14 protein-coding genes are annotated in these 18248 nt (G+C 72.4%); 6 read left to right on the plus strand and 8 right to left on the minus strand.

Translation table 11 applies throughout. The features are described 5' to 3' along the window. Positions 1-46: 46 nt before the first annotated feature. Positions 47-1297, minus strand: coding sequence for an ROK family protein (locus ACMCNO_RS24865; RefSeq protein ID WP_412751854.1), 1251 nt, complete (start codon positions 1295-1297; stop codon positions 47-49). Positions 1298-1423: 126 nt separating this feature from the next. Between ACMCNO_RS24865 and ACMCNO_RS24870 the strand changes: the two genes are divergently transcribed. After that, a complete protein-coding gene (locus tag ACMCNO_RS24870) occupies positions 1424-2254 on the plus strand; it encodes a class I SAM-dependent methyltransferase (RefSeq protein ID WP_412751855.1) in 831 nt (276 codons plus the stop codon). 12 nt (positions 2255-2266) lie between these two features. On the opposite strand, the gene ACMCNO_RS24875 is transcribed toward ACMCNO_RS24870, so the two are convergent. Beyond that, entirely contained in the window at positions 2267-3817 is a 1551-nt protein-coding gene (locus ACMCNO_RS24875; protein WP_412751856.1) for a methyl-accepting chemotaxis protein, read from the minus strand. 505 nt (positions 3818-4322) lie between these two features. On the opposite strand from ACMCNO_RS24875, the gene ACMCNO_RS24880 reads away from it, so the two are divergent. Next, positions 4323-4757, plus strand: a complete 435-nt coding sequence (locus tag ACMCNO_RS24880; RefSeq protein WP_412751857.1) for a tyrosinase family oxidase copper chaperone — start codon at positions 4323-4325, stop codon at positions 4755-4757. 43 nt (positions 4758-4800) lie between these two features. After that, entirely contained in the window at positions 4801-5622 is an 822-nt protein-coding gene (melC2, locus tag ACMCNO_RS24885) for a tyrosinase MelC2 (protein WP_412751858.1), read from the plus strand. 130 nt (positions 5623-5752) lie between these two features. On the opposite strand, the gene ACMCNO_RS24890 is transcribed toward melC2, so the two are convergent. The 3 genes from ACMCNO_RS24890 to ACMCNO_RS24900 form a co-directional block, all read right to left on the minus strand. Next, positions 5753-8275 (minus strand): DNA topoisomerase (ATP-hydrolyzing) subunit A, encoded by a 2523-nt coding sequence (locus ACMCNO_RS24890; RefSeq protein WP_412751859.1) that lies wholly within the window; start codon positions 8273-8275, stop codon positions 5753-5755. A 28-nt stretch (positions 8276-8303) separates the two neighbouring features. Beyond that, a complete protein-coding gene (locus ACMCNO_RS24895) occupies positions 8304-10361 on the minus strand; it encodes a DNA gyrase/topoisomerase IV subunit B (RefSeq protein WP_412751860.1) in 2058 nt (685 codons plus the stop codon). A 157-nt stretch (positions 10362-10518) separates the two neighbouring features. After that, positions 10519-11130 carry an adenylate/guanylate cyclase domain-containing protein gene (locus ACMCNO_RS24900; RefSeq protein ID WP_412751861.1) on the minus strand — a complete coding sequence of 204 codons (612 nt, stop codon included), beginning with the start codon at positions 11128-11130 and terminating at the stop codon, positions 10519-10521. A gap of 175 nt (positions 11131-11305) precedes the next feature. Here ACMCNO_RS24900 and ACMCNO_RS24905 point away from each other — a divergent pair, with 175 nt between their 5' ends. Continuing rightward, on the plus strand, positions 11306-14131 hold the full coding sequence (locus ACMCNO_RS24905) for a helix-turn-helix transcriptional regulator (RefSeq protein WP_412751862.1): 2826 nt from the start codon (positions 11306-11308) through the stop codon (positions 14129-14131). Positions 14132-14290: 159 nt separating this feature from the next. Continuing rightward, positions 14291-15061: a DUF5995 family protein gene (locus ACMCNO_RS24910; RefSeq protein WP_412751863.1), complete on the plus strand. Its 771-nt coding sequence runs from the start codon at positions 14291-14293 to the stop codon at positions 15059-15061. A gap of 58 nt (positions 15062-15119) precedes the next feature. Here ACMCNO_RS24910 and ACMCNO_RS24915 read toward each other — a convergent pair whose 3' ends face one another. From ACMCNO_RS24915 to ACMCNO_RS24925, 3 genes are read right to left on the minus strand one after another with little or no spacing between them, the layout of a single operon-like run. Continuing rightward, complete coding sequence (locus tag ACMCNO_RS24915) at positions 15120-15647, minus strand: hypothetical protein (protein WP_412751864.1); 528 nt, start codon at positions 15645-15647, stop codon at positions 15120-15122. Positions 15648-15688: 41 nt separating this feature from the next. Beyond that, positions 15689-17035, minus strand: coding sequence for a sensor histidine kinase (locus ACMCNO_RS24920; protein WP_412751865.1), 1347 nt, complete (start codon positions 17033-17035; stop codon positions 15689-15691). Then, positions 17028-17717: a response regulator transcription factor gene (locus tag ACMCNO_RS24925; protein ID WP_412751866.1), complete on the minus strand. Its 690-nt coding sequence runs from the start codon at positions 17715-17717 to the stop codon at positions 17028-17030. The genes ACMCNO_RS24920 and ACMCNO_RS24925 overlap by 8 nt, the downstream gene beginning before the upstream one ends. A 108-nt stretch (positions 17718-17825) precedes the next feature. Between ACMCNO_RS24925 and ACMCNO_RS24930 the strand changes: the two genes are divergently transcribed. Continuing rightward, entirely contained in the window at positions 17826-18197 is a 372-nt protein-coding gene (locus ACMCNO_RS24930; protein WP_412751867.1) for a VOC family protein, read from the plus strand. The last annotated feature ends 51 nt before the right edge of the window (positions 18198-18248 follow it).

An 18248-nucleotide genomic window follows, 5' to 3' on the forward strand; every position in this document is an offset into this window, starting at 1 on the left:
TACGTCATCCTCGCCTCACTGCAGGACGAGGAGCTGGGCAGCCTGATCAGGGACGGGTGCGGCCGATCGGGCGACGAGGGGCCGGGCGCGGCGACGATGCCCCGGCCCCGACCGCGGCGGGCAGCCCGCCGTCGGCCAGCAGGCGGGCGATCGGCAGGGTCGCCGCACCCATCGCGACCGCGTCCGGGCCGAGCTGACAGACCTCGATCCGGGTCTTCGAGTACGGCTGCCGCAGGGCGTTTCGCGCCGCCGCGGCCCGGATGTCCGATAGGAAACGCTCTCCCAATGCCAAGCCGGTCCGCCCGCCCAGCACGATGCGCTCCGGGCTGAACAGATTGACCAGGCCCGCGATCCCCGCGCCCAGATAGCCGACCGTCTCCGCGACGACCTGCGCCACCGGCGGCGCCAACGCGTGGTCCCCGGCCAGCAGCCGGGTCAGCAGCATCGGGTCGGCGGGCTCGCCGCTGGCCTCCGCGAGGCGGCGGATCACCCGGTCCGCCCCGATGTACGCCTCCAGGCAGCCGCGCGCCCCGCACCGGCAGCGCTCGCCGTCGTACACCAGGGTGGTGTGGCCCCACTCCCCCGCGCTGCTGTGCGCGCCGCGGTAATTGCGCCCGTCCATGACGACCGCCGCCCCCACCCCGGTGCCCACCAGGACGATGACGGCGTGCCGGGCACCTCGCCCGGCACCGAACCACATCTCGGCCTGGCCGACGGTCTTGGCGCCGTTCTCCACGAACACCGGGACGTCCGTGGCGGCCCGCAGCATCGCGCCCAGCGGCACCCCGTCCCAGCCGGTGGTCTGGGCATACACCACGGCCTCGCCGCTGGAGTCGACCACCCCGGCGACCCCGACGCCGTACCCGAGCACCTCGTCGGGGGTGATCCCGGTTTGCTTGACCACCTCGTGCAGGCCCTCGACCAGCCGGGCCACCGCCGGCTTGGGGTCGCGGTGGCCCAACTCGTACGACGCCACGCCGAGGCGGGACATCGCCAGGTCGTACAGCTCCACCAGCACATGGGTCTCGCCGACGTCCGCGCCCACCACGTATCCGAAGCCCGGGGCCACCCGCAGCAGGGCGCGCGGGCGACCGCCGTCCGAGCCGACCAGCCCCGCCTCCTCGACCAGGCCCTCCTCGATCATCTCGCCGATCAGGTTGCTGATGCTGGCCTGGCTCAGCGCGGTGGTGTCACCGAGCTGCTGGCGGCTCTGCCGGCCACCGTGGAACAGGTCGGTGAGCAGACTGGCCCGGTTGGCCCGGCGGACATCCCGCACCGTCGTACGCCTGGTCTCCACCTGCGCACCACCCCCGCATTCACGTTCCGCGAACCGACGTCCCACGGTATCGCCCGCCAGAATGTCGGTGCCCGGCCGGGAAAACCATCGTCCGAGCACGCCTGACCTGCAGTACGGTCAGGCCCCATGACCGACTACCGCGAGGTGAACCGGGCCAACTGGGACGAGCGGGCCGACGCGCACGCCGCCTCGGCGGACTACGGTCTGGCCGCGTTCGAGGCGGATCCCGCGCATCTGAGCAAGGTCGTCCGCTTCGACCTGCCGCTGCTCGGGGACATCAGCGGGCTGCGCGGGGTGCACCTGCAGTGCCACATCGGCACCGACACGCTGTCGCTGGCCCGCCTCGGCGCGACCATGACCGGGGTGGACTTCTCCTCCCGCTCGCTGGCCCAGGCGCGCCGCCTGGCCGAACGCGCCGGACCGCCGGTGGACTTCGTGGAGTCGGACGTGTACGCCGCCCCGGACGTGCTCGGCCAGGGCGGCTTCGACCTCGTGTACACCGGCATCGGCGCGCTGTGCTGGCTACCGGACGTGCGCCGCTGGGCGCGGACCGTGGCGGCGCTGCTGCGTCCGGGCGGGCGGCTCTTCCTGCGCGAGGGCCATCCGGTGCTGTGGGCGCTGGACTACGAGCGCGACGACGATCTGCTCGTGCTCGCCGAGCCCTACTTCGAGACCGAGCGGCCGCAGGTCTACGACGAACCGGGCACGTACGTCGACACCGACGCCGAGTTCACCCACACCGTGACCCACGAGTGGAATCACGGTCTCGGGGAGATCGTGACCGCGGTGCTGGCGGCGGGGCTGACCGTGACCGGGCTGGTCGAGCACCGCAGCGTGCCGTGGGAGGCGCTGCCGGGACGGATGCGCCGCGACGAGGCGGGCGAGTGGCAGCTCACCGACCGGCCGGATCGCCTGCCGCACACGTACACGCTGCAGGCGGTCCGGGCCGGCGGGTAGCCCCGCCGCTGGTCAGTACCGGAATCGGGTGACCAGGCCGCGCAGCTCGTCGGCCATCTCGGCGAGTTCCTGGGCGGTCTGCTGGGATTCGGCGGCGTCCCGGCTGGTGGTCGTGGTGACATCGGCGACCCCGGCGATGTTCCCGGCGATCTCACCGCTGGCGCCGGCCGCCTGGGCCACGCTGCGGCTGATCTCGGCGGACGTGGCGCGTTGCTGCTCCACCGCCGCCGCGATCATCGACTGGAACTCGTTGACCCGGCCGATCACCTCGGTGATCGAGTCGATGGCCTCGACCGCGGACGCCGCGTCGGCCTGGATCGCCTCGACCCGCTGCACGATGTCCTCGGTGGCCCGGGCCGTGTCCTGGGCCAGGTCCTTGACCTCCCCGGCCACCACGGCGAAGCCCTTGCCGGCTGCCCCGGCCCGGGCCGCCTCGATGGTGGCGTTCAGCGCCAGCAGGTTGGTCTGCTCGGCGATCTCGGTGATCACCATGACCACGTTGCCGATCTCCGCGGAGGATTCACCGAGCCGCGACATGATCTGCCCGGTGGACTGGGCGCTGGTCACGGCGTCGGCGGCGACCCGCGCGGCCTCGCTGGTGTTCTGTGCGATTTCGCCGATGGAGGCGCCCATCTCGTCCGTACCGGTGGCGACCTGGCTGACGCTATCGGAGACCTGGGCGGCCGAGCCGGAGACCACGGTCGCCTGACCGTGTGCCTCGTCGACCGAGGTGGCGATCCGTGCGGCGACCGTGGACATCGTCGCCGCGGAGGAGGCGACCGTGTCTGCCGAGCCGGCCAGCGCGCGGACGGTCTCCCGTACGCTGCGGATCGCGGTGTTCAGCAGGCCCGCCATGCGGCCCAGCTCGTCGCGCGCGGTCACCTCGGCCTCCCGCGACAGGTCACCCTCGGCCATCGCGCCCAGCACCCCGCTGACCGCACGCAGTGGACGCAGGATGCTCTGGGCCACCAGCACGCCGATCAGTCCCAGCAGGGCCACCCCGACGACGGCGACGGTGCCCAGCGCCCAGACCGCGCTGTGCCGCTGCCGGCCGACCGCCTCGGAGGCCGCGGACGAGCGGGCCTCCAGCGCGTTGGCCACGGCGGGCAGGTCCCGCTCGATCGCCGAGAACGCCTCCTGGAACGCGGCCAGCGTCGCCGGCGTACGGTTGCCTGCCAGCGCGGCGTCCACGGTCTTGCGGCCGAGGTCGACGTAGGTGTCGATCTCGGGGACGACCTTGGTGGCGGCGGTGCGGACCTCGGGGAACATCGCCGGTGCGGTGAAGCCCCGCACGCCATCGCGCAGGATGCCCGAGTGCTCCGTCAGGTCACTGCGGATCTCGTCGGCCTCCGCACCCCCGGCGCCGAGCAGTGCCCGCTGGACGTCGCCGCGGACCGCGTCGTGGGCCATGTCGGATTCCAGCGACACCCGGGACAGGCGGGCCACCCGGTTGAGCTCACGGGCCTTGTCGCCCGCCTTCTCGAGGGCGGCCAGGCCCGTGACAGCGACACCGGCGAGCGCGATGAGACCGACCGCGACCAGTGCGGCGAGTTTGGTCCGCACCGACCGGTCCGCAAACCATCTGACAAATACGCTCATCGTCGACCCCCGTGGATAGGAGAACAGCTCCCCGTTAGGGGAGCTATCGCCCGTCACCCGCCACCGCTGAGGCGTGTATTCCGCTTTCCCACCTATGGAGACGGACTGCGCCCCGCGACGGAGGCCACAAGGCGTGAGAGCTTGCTCACCAGCCGCCTAGGCACCGGTCGAGACAGCAACACTGGGTCACATTCGAATATGGCTATATGTCGTTGCGAATGCCGCCGCGACCGGCGCACCCACCTCGGGACCGAGCGATGCGTGACTCGGCAGGCAACCTGCCGCACACGCCGGTCCGCCGTACCGGCGGCGGGCCGGGTTGCTGACCCAAGATCGCGTTGCTAGCTTCCAAGCCGCTCGCTCTGCCGAAGATTCAACGGAAGATCGTCGAATCAGCCGATGATTCGATGCTCGTCTTGCTGCTGCTCCGAAGATCTTCGGCCCTCGTCCTTTCTTTGGGGGAAGACACGTGACCACGATCAACCGTCGTGAGCTGCTCAAGCTCGCGACCGCCGGCACGGTGGCGGTCGGCACCGGCGCCCTGGCCGTCCAGGTCCTCACCGCAGGCGGCTCCCAGGCCGCGCCCGCGCGGGACCCGGAGGCCAACGCCCCGGCCGGCGAACGCTTCGCCGAGGTCTACAAGGGCCGCCGCATCGAGGGCACGGCCGCGGTCGCCGCGGCCCCGCGGGCCGCCCGCAGCCTGGCCGCCGCCGCCGCACCCGCCGCCCCGGCCACGCCGGACCTGCTCATCGACGGCGTACCGCTGCACGTCATGGTCAACGCGGACGGCACGTACACCAGCGTCGTGAACCACTACGAGACCTTCCGCTCGCTGCGCGAGGTCGCCCGGGCCGCAGTCGACCAGCTCGACGGCGCCGCGCTCGAGCACGTCCACCACCGCTGATCGCTCCGACCACCCCACACCACCGAAAGGCCGACCCACCACCATGGGCGTACGCAAGAACCAGCGCGACCTCACCACCACCGAGAAGCGCGCCTTCGTCAACGCCGTGCTCGAGCTCAAGAAGCGCGGCCGCTACGACGAGTTCGTTCGCACCCACAACACGTTCATCCTCAACGACACCGACAACGGCAAGCGGACCGGGCACCGCTCCCCGTCGTTCCTGCCGTGGCACCGGCAGTTCCTGCTCGAGTTCGAGCGGGCCCTGCAGGCCATCGACGCATCCGTGAACCTGCCCTACTGGGACTGGACCGTCGACCGCGACACCACCTCGTCGCTGTGGTCCGCCGACTTCCTGGGCGGCAACGGGCGCGACTCCGACGGCCAGGTCACCACCGGGCCGTTCGCGTTCAGCGGCGGCAACTGGGTCATCAACGTCCGCACGGACAGCCGCACCTACCTGCGCCGCGCGCTCGGCACCGGCCAGCGGCCCCTGCCCACCGCCGACGACGTGCGCTCCGTGCTGGCCCAGACCACGTACGACGTCTCGCCGTGGAACAGCACCTCCACCTCCGGGTTCCGCAACCTCATCGAGGGCTGGCGCGGCCCGAACCTGCACAACCGCGTGCACGTCTGGGTCGGCGGCGACATGACCTCCGGCACCTCGCCCAACGACCCGGTCTTCTGGCTGCACCACTGCCACATCGACAAGCTGTGGTCCGACTGGCAGAAGGCCCACCCGTCGTCCGGCTACCTGCCCACCCGGGCCACCACCAACGTGGTCGCCCTCAGCGGCACGATGGAGCCGTGGAACAACGTCCGCCCGTCGGACATGCTCGACCACTCCGGCTGGTACACGTACGCCTGAGACGGGGGCGCGCCGTGGCGGCTTCGGCCGCCACGGCGCGCGGTGTCCATCGGCTCGGTGTTCCCCGGAGCCCTCACGGACTGACATCCCGCCAGCCGGTTGAGGACGCCCCCCGGGCGTTCCGCCGCGATCAGTCCCGTTCGATCAGGTGCCCGACGATCTGCGGGCCCATCATGACCGCCTCGCCGGAGCCGTCCCGGCGGTTGTCCGGATCCGGCAGCTCCACCGGGTCGCCCGTGGCGCTGGAACCGACCGGCCGCGGCCCCACCCAGGCCACCGCCAGCCGCGACTCCCCCTTCAGGAACCGCTGCACCCGCACCCCGCCGGTCGCCCGGCCCTTCGCGGGGTACTGCGCGAACGGCGTCACCTTGACCTGATGGCCCGTGGAGGTCACCACCATCGGCTCGCCGTGCTCCGGGTCGTCCGTCGGCACCGCGTGGAACGCGATCACCTCCGCGCCGGCGGTCAGGTTGACCCCCGCCATGCCACCGCCCTTGAGACCCTGCGGGCGCACGAGATTCGCCCCGAACCGCAGGAGCGCCGCGTCCGAGGTGACGAACACCAGCGACTCGCCGCCGTCGGTGAGCCACGTGGCGCTGAGCACCTCGTCGCCCTCCTTCAGCGTGATGACCTCGAACTCGTCCGAGCGCACCGGCCACTCCGGCGCGCACACCTTGACCACCCCGTGGCGGGTGCCCAGGGCGATGCCCGGCGAGCCCTCCACGCCCAGCGGCGCCAGCCCGACCACTTTCTCCCCCGGCTCCAGCGGCACCAGCTCCGACGCGGACATGCCGCCGCGCACCGACACCGTGCCGGACTGCTCCGGCAGCACCGGCAGCGGCAGCACATCGGTCTTGAACGCCCGGCCCCGGCTCGTCACCAGCAGCACCCGGCCGCGGGCCGTCGAGTGCACCACGGAACGCACCGCGTCGTGCTTGACCCGGCCGCTGCGGCGGCGCGCCTCCACGGACTCCTCGCTCTCCGCCGCGGTGCGCGCGATGAGCCCGGTGGCGGACAGGATCACCTGGCACGGATCGTCGGCGACCTCCAGCGGGCCGGCCGGCACGGACGCCGCCAGCACCTCCTTGAGATCCCCGCCGATCAGCGTCGTACGGCGCGCACCCGCGTACTCGCTCGCCACCGCTGCCAGCTCGTCCGAGACCACCTGCCGCAGGACGGCGTCGTCGTCCAGGATGCGCGACAGCTCCGCGATCTCACCGCGCAGCCGCTCCTGCTCAGTCTCCAGCTCGATCCGGTCGAAGCGGGTGAGCCGCCGCAGCGGAGTGTCCAGGATGTACGTGGCCTGGATGTCGCTGAGCCCGAACTCGCTGATCAGCCCCGCCTTCGCCGCCGCCGCGTCGTCGCTGCCCCGGATCAGGGCGACCACCCGGTCGATGTCGATCAGCGCGATCAGCAGGCCGTCCACCAGATGCAGGCGGTCCTGCCGCTTGGTACGGCGGTGCGTCGTGCGCCGCGTCACCACCTCGTAGCGGTGCGCCAGGAACACCTCGAGCAGTTCCTTGAGGCCCAGCGTCCGCGGCTGCCCGTCGACCAGCACCAGGTTGTTGATGCCGAACGAGGACTCCAGCGGGGTCAGCCGGTACAGGTCCGCCAGCAGCGCCTGCGGGTTGACCCCGACCTTGCACTCGATGACCAGCCGGGTGCCGTGCTCGCGGTCGGTGAGGTCCTTGACGTCCGCGATGCCCTGCAAGCGCGGCGCCTGCCGCTGGCCCTTGCGCGGGCCCGAGACGATCAGCTTGCCCTTCACCTCGTCCGTGATCGCCTCGATGATCTTCTCGCCGCCGATGCCGTACGGCAGCTCGGTGACCGTGATGGCCTGACGCCCCCGGCCGCCCTCCAGCGGCCCGGTCTGCGCCCGCGCCCGCATCCGCACCACCCCGCGGCCCGTCTCGTACGCGCGGCGCACCTCGTCCAGCCCCAGCAACTGCCCGCCCGTGGGCAGGTCCGGGCCGGGCACGAAGCCCATCAGCGTGTCCAGGTCGGCGTCCGGGTCGGTGATCAGATGCCGGGCGGCGGCCACCACCTCGCCGAGGTTGTGCGGGATCATGTTGGTCGCCATCCCGACCGCGATCCCCGAGGTGCCGTTGACCAGCAGGTTCGGGAAGGCGGCGGGCAACACCTTGGGCTCCTGCTCAGAGCCGTCGTAGTTCGGCTTGAAGTCGACCGTGCCCTCGCCCAGCTCACCGACCAGCAGCATCGCCTCGGGCGACAGCCGGGACTCGGTGTAGCGTTCCGCGGCCGGCCCGTCGTCCGGGCTGCCGAAATTGCCGTGCCCGTCGATCAGCGGATTGTTCAGCGAGAAGTCCTGGGCCAGCCGGACCAGCGCGTCGTAGATCGCCAGGTTGCCGTGCGGGTGGAATCGACCCATCACGTCACCGGTGATCCGGGCCGACTTCACGTACGGCCGATCGGAGCGGTGGCCCTGGTCGTACATCGAGTACAGGATGCGGCGGTGCACCGGCTTGAGGCCGTCGCGCGCGTCGGGCAGCGCCCGCGAGTGGATCACCGAGTACGCGTACTCCAGATAGGAGTCCTCGACCTCAGTGCTCAGCGGATTGTCGATGACCCGGGCGCCCGCCTGATCGAACGCGGACGGGTCCACGCGAGTCTGCTCGGCCTTGCGGCGTGCCATGTACTGCCGTCTCCTTCCGGTACGCCGCTCAGGCGTCGATGGTCTCCTCGTCGATCCGGCCGGACGACTCGATCAGCCAGTTCCGGCGCGGCTCGACGCGCTCACCCATGAGCAGTTCCAGGGTCTGTTCGGCCCGCTCCGCGTCATCCAGGGTGATCCGCCGCACGGCCCGCGTCGCGGGGTTCATCGTGGTGTCCCACAGCTCGTCGGCGTTCATCTCGCCGAGGCCCTTGAACCGGGGCACCGGCTTCTGCACCTGCCGTCCGCGCTTCTCCAGCCCGGCGACGGTCGATTCCATCTCCTGCTGGGTGTAGGTGTAGAGCGTCTCGGAGTTTCGCCCCTTCGTGACGACCTTGTGCAGCGGCGGCATGGCGGCGAACAGCCGGCCCGCCTCGATCACCGGGCGCATGTACCGGGCGAACAGAGTGATGAGCAGTGTCCGGATGTGCGAGCCGTCCACATCGGCGTCCGCCATGATCATGACGCGGCCGTAGCGCATCGCCGAGAGGTCGAACGTGCGCCCGGACCCGGCGCCGAGCACCTGCACGATCGCGGAGCACTCCGCGTTGTCGAGCACCTGCTGCAGGCTGGCCTTCTGGACGTTGAGGATCTTGCCGCGGATGGGCAGCAATGCCTGATATTCGCTGGAACGCGCCATTCTTGCGGTTCCTAATGCGGAGTCCCCTTCGACGATATATACCTCACTTCGGGCAATTCCCGTAGATCGGCAGTCGACCAGTTTGGGAGGCATCGAGGCGCCCTCGAGCGCGGTCTTGCGCCGGGCCGCGTCCTTCTGCTGCTTCTGCGTCAGCCGCACCCGGGCCGCGTCGACGATCTTCTGCAGCACCGTGCGGGCCTCGGCCTTGGTACGCCGCCCCTCCAGCCACTCCTTGATGTGTGCCTCGACCAGACCCTGGAGCACCCGGGTGATGCCCGCGGTGGAGAGCTCGTCCTTGGTCTGCGAGGTGAACTGCGGCTCCGGGAGGCGCACGTGGATGACCGCGGTCATGCCCTCCAGCAGGTCGTCCAGGACGGGCGGGTCCTCCTTGGGCTTGAGCAGCCCGCGGGCGTTGCGGATCGCGTCGGTCAGCGCCCGGACCAGGGCCCGGTCGAAACCTTTGCGGTGGGTGCCGCCGTGCATGTTGCGGATCGTGTTGGTGAAGCACTCGACCGTACGGTCGTAGCCCGTGCCCCAGCGGAACGCGATCTCCACCTCGGCCCGGCGCTCCACGTTGGACTGCATCACGCCGTTGGCGTCGGCGGCGTTCTCCTTGTACGTCCCCTCGCCGGTGACGAGCAGGATGCCGGAGACCGGCTTGTCGCCGGGCGGGGCCAGGAACTCCACCATGTCGGTGAGGCCGCTCGGATAGTGGAACGTCTCCGTGGTGGGTTCGGGGCGGGTCTCGTCGCGCAGCGAGTAGGTGACGCCGGGGACGAGGAACGCGGTGTTGCGCAGCTTGGCGCGCACGGACTCCACGTCGAGGCGGGCGGCGCCCTCGAAGTAGCGGGGGTCGTACCAGTAGCGCACGGACGTGCCGGTGGCCTCGCCGCGCTTCATCTTGCGCACCATGCGCAGGCCGGACTCGCGGTGGAACTTCGCTTTCGGGCCAGGTCCGTCGAAGACGCCGGGCACGCCGCGGTGGAACGACATCTCGTGGACCTTGCCGTCCCGCTTGACCGTGACGTCCAGGCGCAGGGAGAGCGCGTTGACCGCGGAGGCGCCGACGCCGTGCAGGCCGCCCGAGGTCTTGTAGCCCGAGCCGCCGAACTTGCCACCGGCGTGCAGGCGGGTGAGCACCAGCTCGACTCCGGTGAGGCCGGACTTGGCGTTGACGTCCGTGGGGATGCCGCGGCCGTCGTCGTCGACCTGGACGGAGCCGTCGGGGTGCAGGGTGACCGCCACCGTGGTGGCGTGGCCCGCCACGCCCTCGTCGGTCGAGTTGTCGATGATCTCGTTGGCGAGGTGGTTGATGCCCCGGCTGTCGGTCGAGCCGATGTACATACCCGGGCGCTTGCGGACCGCGTCGAGGCCCTCAAGGTGCGTGAGGTCGTCGGCCCCGTACAAGGTCTCCGGTTGCGCAGTCACGAGGTGGTACTCCCGAGCGTGGTGGCGATCGACCCGGCGAGCCTACCGGTCACCTCCGACGAGATTGCGGAGATGGGCGGAGCCCGCCGGGTCGCGCCCGCGCATAAGACGGACAAACGCCGTCAGGCCGTGAGCGACGACACGCTCGTGGCGCTACCTAGGCGGCGGCCAGGGCGCAGTCCGCGGGCCGGGCCGCAGGGCTCAGCGCCCGCCACAGCTCGACCGGGTACGGCCGGCCGGCCATCGCGACGGGAGGCAGCTCCTGGTAGGCGACCAGGGTGTCGGTGACCTCGCGGGTCTGTGCGCACACCACGACGGTGTCGTGCGGGGCGTAGGTCTGCAGCCGCGACGCGGTGATGACCACCCGGCCGCTGACCATGCCCTGCCCGCCGTCGCGCGCCGCGTCGAGATCGACGATCACTTCGCCGGTGGCGATGCCGACGCGGGTGCGTACGGTGAACAGCCCGGCCAGGAGACGCCCCCGCAGCGCCTGCTGGACGGCCAGTCCGGCCCGGACCGCGTCGTGCGCGGCGGCCGTGGGGTCGCCGCCGACGCCGAAGACCACCAGCACCGCGTCGCCCACGAACTTCTCCACCACGCCGCCGAACTGGCGCACCACTGCCGAAACCCGGTCGAAGTACGCCATCTGCAACGCCCGCACCTCGGCGCAGTCGAGCTCCTCCACCAGGGTGGTGTATCCGACGATGTCGATGAACATGACCGTGACGTGCTGCCGACGGCACCGCGCTGGGATCGTCACGACGCTCATGGCCACCTCGTTTCCCCCTCGGTCGTGCTGGTGTCCTCACGCTGCCAGCCGGCCCTTTCGGGGGGATCCGCAGAACGACGTATCTCTGACACACGCATCGACGGTCGGTTTTGTGACGCAGAACAGTCCGAACCGGGGAGAACGTGCTACCCGCTTTCGGTTTAGGCTGCCGGGCATGGCCAGCGAGGGGGACGAGGCGCCACTTGTCGGGCGCGCGGCCACGCTGGCTGAGCTACGTTCCGACCTTTCGGACGTCGGCCCGGCCGGCACGGCCGCGGTCTTCGTGACCGGTGAGAGCGGCGTGGGCAAGAGCCGGCTGCTGCAGGAGACCGCCGACGCGATGCGTGCGGCGGGTGCCGCCGTACTCTCCGGCGCCTGCCTCGACATCGGCGACGCCTCGCCGTTGCACCCGGTGCTGCAGGCCCTGCGCCGCAGCGGGTCGGCGCCGGACGCGGCGCCGACGGGCGGCCCGCCGGACGACGCGGGGGCCCTGCTGGAGTGGGTGTCGCAGCGGTTGCGCGCGGTCGCGGGCGACCGTCCCCTGCTGCTCGTCCTCGACGACCTGCAATGGGCCGACCGCAGCACGCGCCAACTGCTGCTCTACCTGCTGGCCGGGCTGGGCGAGGTGCGCCTGTCCGTGCTGGCCGCGGTGCGGGCCGAGTCGCTGCAGGGGGCGCACCCGCTGCGCCGGGTGCTCGCGGAGCTGCGGCGGCTGCGATCGGTACGGGTGCTCGACCTGGCCCCGCTGGATCACGACGGCACCCGGGAGCTGGTCCGCGCGATCGCCGGTGAGCAGGTGGCCGCCGAGGACGCCGAGCAGGTCTACAAGCGCAGTGGCGGCAACCCGTTCGTGGCGGAGGAGCTGGCGCGGGACCTGCGCGACGGCCGGGCCGAGCTGTCCGACACGCTGCGGGAGATCTTCCTGGCCCGGGTGGACGAGCTGCCCAAACACGCACACTCCGTGGTGCACGCGATCGCCGCCGGGGTGGAGCCGGTGGACCACCAGGTGCTGGCCCGGGTGGTGCAGCTGGGCGACGACGAGCTGCTCGAGGCGGTCCGGGCGGCGGTCGCGCACCGGTTCGTGCTCGGCGAGGCCGACGGGTACCGGCTGCGGCACCGGCTGGTCGCCGAGGTGCTGGCGCAGGAGGTGCTGCCCGCCGAGCGGGCCGCCCTGCACCGCCGGTACGCCGAGGCCCTCGAAGCCGATCCCGGCACGGCCGACCACGCCGCGCTGGCACATCACTGGCAGCAGGCGGGCGAACCGCTGCGGGCACTGCCCGCCGTGGTGGCTGCCGCCCGCGACGCGGAGCGGCTGTACGGCTTCTCCGAGGCGCACCGGTACTGGTCCGTGGCGCTGGAGCTGGCGGGCGAAGGCACGCCCGAGATCGGCCGCACGGAGCTGCTGTCGCACGCGGCCGAGTCGGCGTACCAGTGCGGGGAGCACGCGCTCGCCCTGACCCGCCTGGAAGAGCTGGCCGGGCGCGCGGACGCCCCCGGCGCCTGCACGCTGCACCTGCGCCGGGCCCGGTACCTGGCGGCGGCGGGCCGCACCGCCACCGCCGAGACGGAGTACGAGCAGGCCCTGGCGCTGGCCGACTGCACGCCTCGGGAGAAGGCCAGCGCGGCGGCCCACCTGGCCGAACTCCTGCTGCACCTGGGCCGGTACGCGGACGCGAACGCCCGCGCCCGGGAGGCGCTGGAGCTGGCGGAGCTGGACGGCGCCACGGCCGACCTGGTCCGGGCCAGTGCGGCGCTCGGCTTCAGCTCGGCGTTCCGGGAGGACCCGGACGCGGGGCTGGCCGTGATCCGGCACGCGGTCGAGATCGCCGAACGTTCCGGGCACCCCGACGACATCGGCTGCGCCTACCTGCACCTGGCCGAGCTGCTCACCGGGCCGCTGAACAACCTGGAGGAGGGCGTGCTGGTGGCCCGCCGTGGTGCGGAGAAGCTGGCCGCGCTGGGGGTGGGGCGCACGTACCAGACGCGGCTGCTGGCGATCGCCGCGAACGGGCTGTTCCGGGTCGGCCAGTGGGGCGAGGCGGACCGGGTGTTGCAGGACGCGATGCGGCACCGCCCGTCCGGCGCGGACGCGGTGGAGCTGCTGCTGGCCCGGTGCCGGCTGTGGGTGGGCTTCGGCGACGAGGAGGCCGCCGACCGGGACCTGGACGCCATCGCCACGATGCTGGCCGGCGGCGGAGCGCGGCACGTGCTGCCGATGCTGACTCTGCGGGCCGGGCTGGCGATGTGGCGGGGCCGGCACGCGGAGGCGCGCGCCGCGGTGCAGCGCGGGCTCACCGAGACCCGCTCCGACGACCTGGTGCTGCTCGGCGTGCTGGCGTGGCACGGGCTGCGCGCCGAGGCGGAGGCGCACGCGGCCGGCGACGTACCCGTGGACCAGGGCGTGGTGCGCCGGCTGAAGGTCGTCGTGGACCGGATGGGCCAGGGCGCGGGTGGCGCCGCGGCCCCGGTACGGGCGGTCATCGACGGGTACGTGGAGCTGTGCGCGGCCGAGCTGAGCCGCCTGGAGGACCGGCCCGACCCGGAGCCGTGGGCCCGCGCCGCGGCCACCTGGGACCGGCGCAAGCAGCCCTACCCGGCGGCGTACGCGCGGCTGCGCCAGGCCGAGGCGGCGCTGGCCCGCAAGTCCCGCCGGGCCGTCGCGGTGACCGCGTTGCGGCAGGCCTGGGAAACCGCGCAGGCGATGGGCGCCCGGCCGTTCGCGGCCGAGATCAGCGCACTCGCAGCCCGCGCCCGGGTGCCGCTGACCAGCGACGCGGCGGTCGAGGTGGGCCCGGCGGCGCCCGCGGACGAGCTGTTCGTGCTGACCGAGCGCGAACGTGAGGTGCTGGCCGCGGTGGCCGAGGGCCTGACCAACAAGGAGATCGGCCACCGGCTGTTCATCAGCGAGCGGACGGTCGGCGTCCACGTGGGGCACATCTTCGACAAGCTCCAGGTACGCACCCGGGTGCAGGCCAGCCGGGTCTACCTGCGGGCGGCGTGACCTTACCGTGACCTACGTACGCCAAATACGTCGTTCTACGGATCCCCCTACGTATCCCGGCTGCAAGGCTGTGTGCACGGGGGAGCACCGCCCGGTGACGAGGTCGCCGGGCGGTGCTAGGGGGCCCCGACGACCTGACTCACGCGCGTGGAGGAACCGATGACGGAGTCGGTCTGGGGACCCGTGCACGCCGACATGGCCGCGCTGCTGAGCAGCCATCCGGACGACGTGCCCGCCGTCGTGGATCACCTCACCAAGTTGCAGGACATCCTGGAACGCGTGCCGCCGCTGATGGACAGCAACCCCCTGGCGGACTTCAACCGGCTGTACCTGAAGATCACCACGTCCGTGCTCGAACGGCTCTACGCGGGACGGTTCGCCGACCCGGCGTTCCTGGCCCGGCTGGACGTGGAGTTCGCGGCCCGCTACTTCGACGCGCTGCGCCAGTTCGGCGACGGCAGCACCTGCTGCCCACGGGCCTGGGGCGTGCTGTTGCACCGCGTCGCCGGGCCGGACTGCCGCCCCCTGCCGTCGGCCGCCGCCGGAGTCAACGCCCACATCAACTTCGACCTGCCGTTCGCGCTGGTCACCACGTTCGACCACCTGGGCAGCGACCCGATCGACGACAGCGACCAGCACCGCGACTACCTGCAGATCAACGAGATCTTCGCGGAGAACATCCCGAGTCTGCGGCGGGGCTACCTCGAGCGGTGGCAGTTGCTCATCGACACCATGAACGGCGATCTCGACGACTGGTGGCAGGGCGAGCTGATCGACTACACCCGCGACGTGGCCTGGCGAAACGCGCAGAAGCTGTGGGCCGTACGCCACGATCTGGCCGGTCTGGCGCAGGAGCGGGGCCGGCTCGACCAGAACGCGGCCAGCCTGGGCCGCCTGCTGCTCTCCCCGCTGGGAGCCTTCCTGCAGTGACCCCCGGCCTGCTGTAACCCGGCCCCGCGCCGGGGAGGACACGGGGCCGGGGCACGGTCTACTTGATGACGATGAGCCGGGCCGTGGCGGTGTCGCCGTCCTTGAGGCCCGCGACGCCGACCTGGGCGCCGGTCTTGATCGCGGAGGTCTCGGCGGGCTTGCGGTTCTGCACCACCTTCACCTTGTCGCCGAAGCTCCAGGTCTGCGCGAAGCCGTCCGTGGACTTCACGGTCACGCCGTCCGCGCTGGCGGCGGTGACCGTGCCGCGCTGCACGACGACCGTCTTCACGCCGTTCTGCTTGGTCTGCACGGTCACCTCGCCGTGCAGGGTGTTCTTCTTCAGGAAGCGGCGGCCGGTGCCCTGGCCCGGCCCGCGCTTCTTCGGGCCGGTGGAGGCGGTCGTCGACGGCGCGGAGTCGTCCTCGAGCCCGGTCTCGAACCCGACCTGGGCCAGCGCTGTCGCCTCGTCGGAGACGTCCGCGGCCGCCGTGGCCGGGGTGCTCGGGCCGGCTCCGCAGGCGGTCAGGCCGAGCAGGGCCGCCAGCGACACTGTGGTGACGGTCAGGGCGATTCGGGTACGTGTCATGGTGATGATCTTGCCCGCGCCGTGCTCGGGGCAGGTCAGCCTTATGTTCGGGCCGGGTAAGGAAGCTCGACCGTGAACCGGGCCCCGCCCTCGGCGGCATGCCCGGCCTCGATCGTGCCGCCCAGCCGCGCCACCAGCCGCGCGGCCAGGGCCAGGCCCAGCCCGCTGCCGACCTTGCGGATGCCCCGGTAGCGCTGGTGCAGCGCCCCGCGCTGGAACGCCACGGCGAGGTCGTCGTCGGTGAAGCCGGGGCCGCCGTCGCGGACCTCGACCACCCCACCCGCGGGCGCGGGCCGGGCGGCCAGCACCAGCGGCGCGCCCGGCGGGACGATGCGCAGCGCGTTCTCGCAGAGCCCGTCCAGGACCTGGCGGATCCGGCCCGGATCCGTGTGCACGACGATCGGCACGTCCGGCACCTCGACGAGCAACCGTGGCCCGTCCGGGACGCAGCGTGGCGCCCACGCGTCGGCGGCCGCGCGCACGAGCTCCACGAGGTCCACCTCGACCACGTCGATCGGCAGGTCGGCCGCCTCCAGCCGGGACAGCACGAGCAGGTCGGCGATGAGCCGGTCCAGCCGTTCCGCCTCGGCCAGCATGGTGGCCCCGGCCTTCGGGGCACCGTCGGCGCCCACCACCCCGTCCGCGAGGGCCTCGGCGTACCCGCGGATCGTGGCCAGCGGCGTACGCAGCTCGTGCGACACCGACAGCAGGAAGTCGCGTTCCCGGCCCTCACTGGTCTCCAGCGCCGCGGCGAGCTGGTTGAACGCTCCGGCCAGCTCGGTGGCCTCGGCGGGCGGGCGTACCGACAGCCGGACCGTACGCTCCCCCGCCGCCAGCCGGGCCGCGGCGGCCGCGGCCTGGCGGATCGGGCGGGCGATGAACCGGGCCAGCAGCGCCCCGCCCAGCACCCCGCAGGCCAGCCCGGCCAGCAGGGCCAGCCACACCCCGCGCAGCACCCGGGCGGCGGTGCCGGTCACCGGGCGGGTGAGCACCACGCCCGCGTTGTTGCCCTTCAGCGGGCGGCCCGCGATCAGCATGGCCTTGCCCCCGACGACGCCCGTCTTGTCCACCTCTGAGCCGTTCGCCACCTGCTGGACCACCCCCGGGGGCAGCCCGGGCGTGTCGGCGACGCCGCGGCGGATCAGGTACACCCGGACGCCGTCCTCGCGCAGCTGGCTCACGATCTTCTCGCGGGCCGCGGGGCGCTCGGTGCGCAGCAGCTCGACCGCGACGGCGCTCTTCTCCTGCAGGTCCACCCGCGCCGCGTTGTTGGCGGTGCGCACCGCGATCGGCAGCGCCACCAGCGCCGTGACGATCACCGCGATGACCGCCGTGGCCGCGGTGACCAGGACGACCCGCCCGGCCAGGGTGCGGAAGAAGTCACGCATCGGCGGTGTAGCCGACGCCGCGGACCGTCCTGATCAGGTGCGCGGCGTCGCCGAGCTTCGCGCGGACCTGCGCGACGTGCACATCGACCGTACGGGTGCCCGCGTGCGAGGCGTACCCCCACACGCTGGCCAGCAGTTCCTCGCGGGTGAACACCCGCCCGGGGCGGCCCAGCAGGTGGCCGAGCAGGTCGAACTCGGTGGGGGTGAGCGCCAGCCGGCTGCCGTCGACCGTGACCTGGCGGCGGGCCGGGTCCAGCGTCACCGGCCCCAGCGTGCGCACCGGGGTGTCCGGCGGGCCCGCCGCGCGGCGCAGCAGCGACCTGACCCGGGCGACCAGCTCGCGGGGACTGAACGGCTTCGTGACGTAGTCGTCGCCGCCCAGCTCCAGGCCGAGGATGCGGTCCACCTCGTCGTCGCGGGCGGTGAGGAAGATGACCGGGGTCCAGTCGCCGTCGGCGCGCAACCGGCGGCAGATCTCGGTGCCCTCCATGCCCGGCAGCGCGATGTCCAGCACGCACACGACCGGGCGCAGCCGCCGCGCCGCGGCCAGCCCGGCGGCGCCGTCGTGCTCCACGTGCACGCCGAAGCCGTCGCGGGAGAGGTACAGCCGGACGAGGTCGGCGATCGGGCGCTCGTCCTCGACGACGAGCACCAACCCCTTGCCGGCCTGCGATTCAGTCACGGACCCATCATGCCGGGCGGGTCAACGCGCGGGTGTTCGGGCAACGTAAGGGCGGGTCTGCCGGCCGGTCCCGGGCATACGCTGACGGGGTTCACAAGGAGGCAGCTCATGGACACAGTCGTCCATTTCGAGATCCCGTTCGACGACGCCGAGCGGGCGACCACCTTCTATCACGAGGCGTTCGGCTGGAAGCTCGACTCGATGCCGGACTTCGCCTACACGATGGCGACCACCACCGCGACCGACGAGCGGGGGCGGCCCAGCGAGCCCGGCGGGATCAACGGCGGCATGCTCAAGCGGGGCCAGATCACCTCACCGGTGATCACGATCAACGTCGAGGACATCGACGACGCCCTGGCCCGCATCGAGAAGCTGGGCGGCCAGGTGGCCATCGGCCGCCAGCCGGTCGGCGAGATGGGCTTCAGCGCGTACGTGCGCGACAGCGAGGGCAACCTCATCGGCCTCTGGCAGAACGGCTGATCCACTCCCCGCCGCCTTGGCGGCTCTCCTGACGCGGGCTCCACCGGATTC

The organism is Krasilnikovia sp. M28-CT-15 (genome assembly GCF_047159595.1).
Lineage (GTDB): Bacteria > Actinomycetota > Actinomycetes > Mycobacteriales > Micromonosporaceae > Actinoplanes.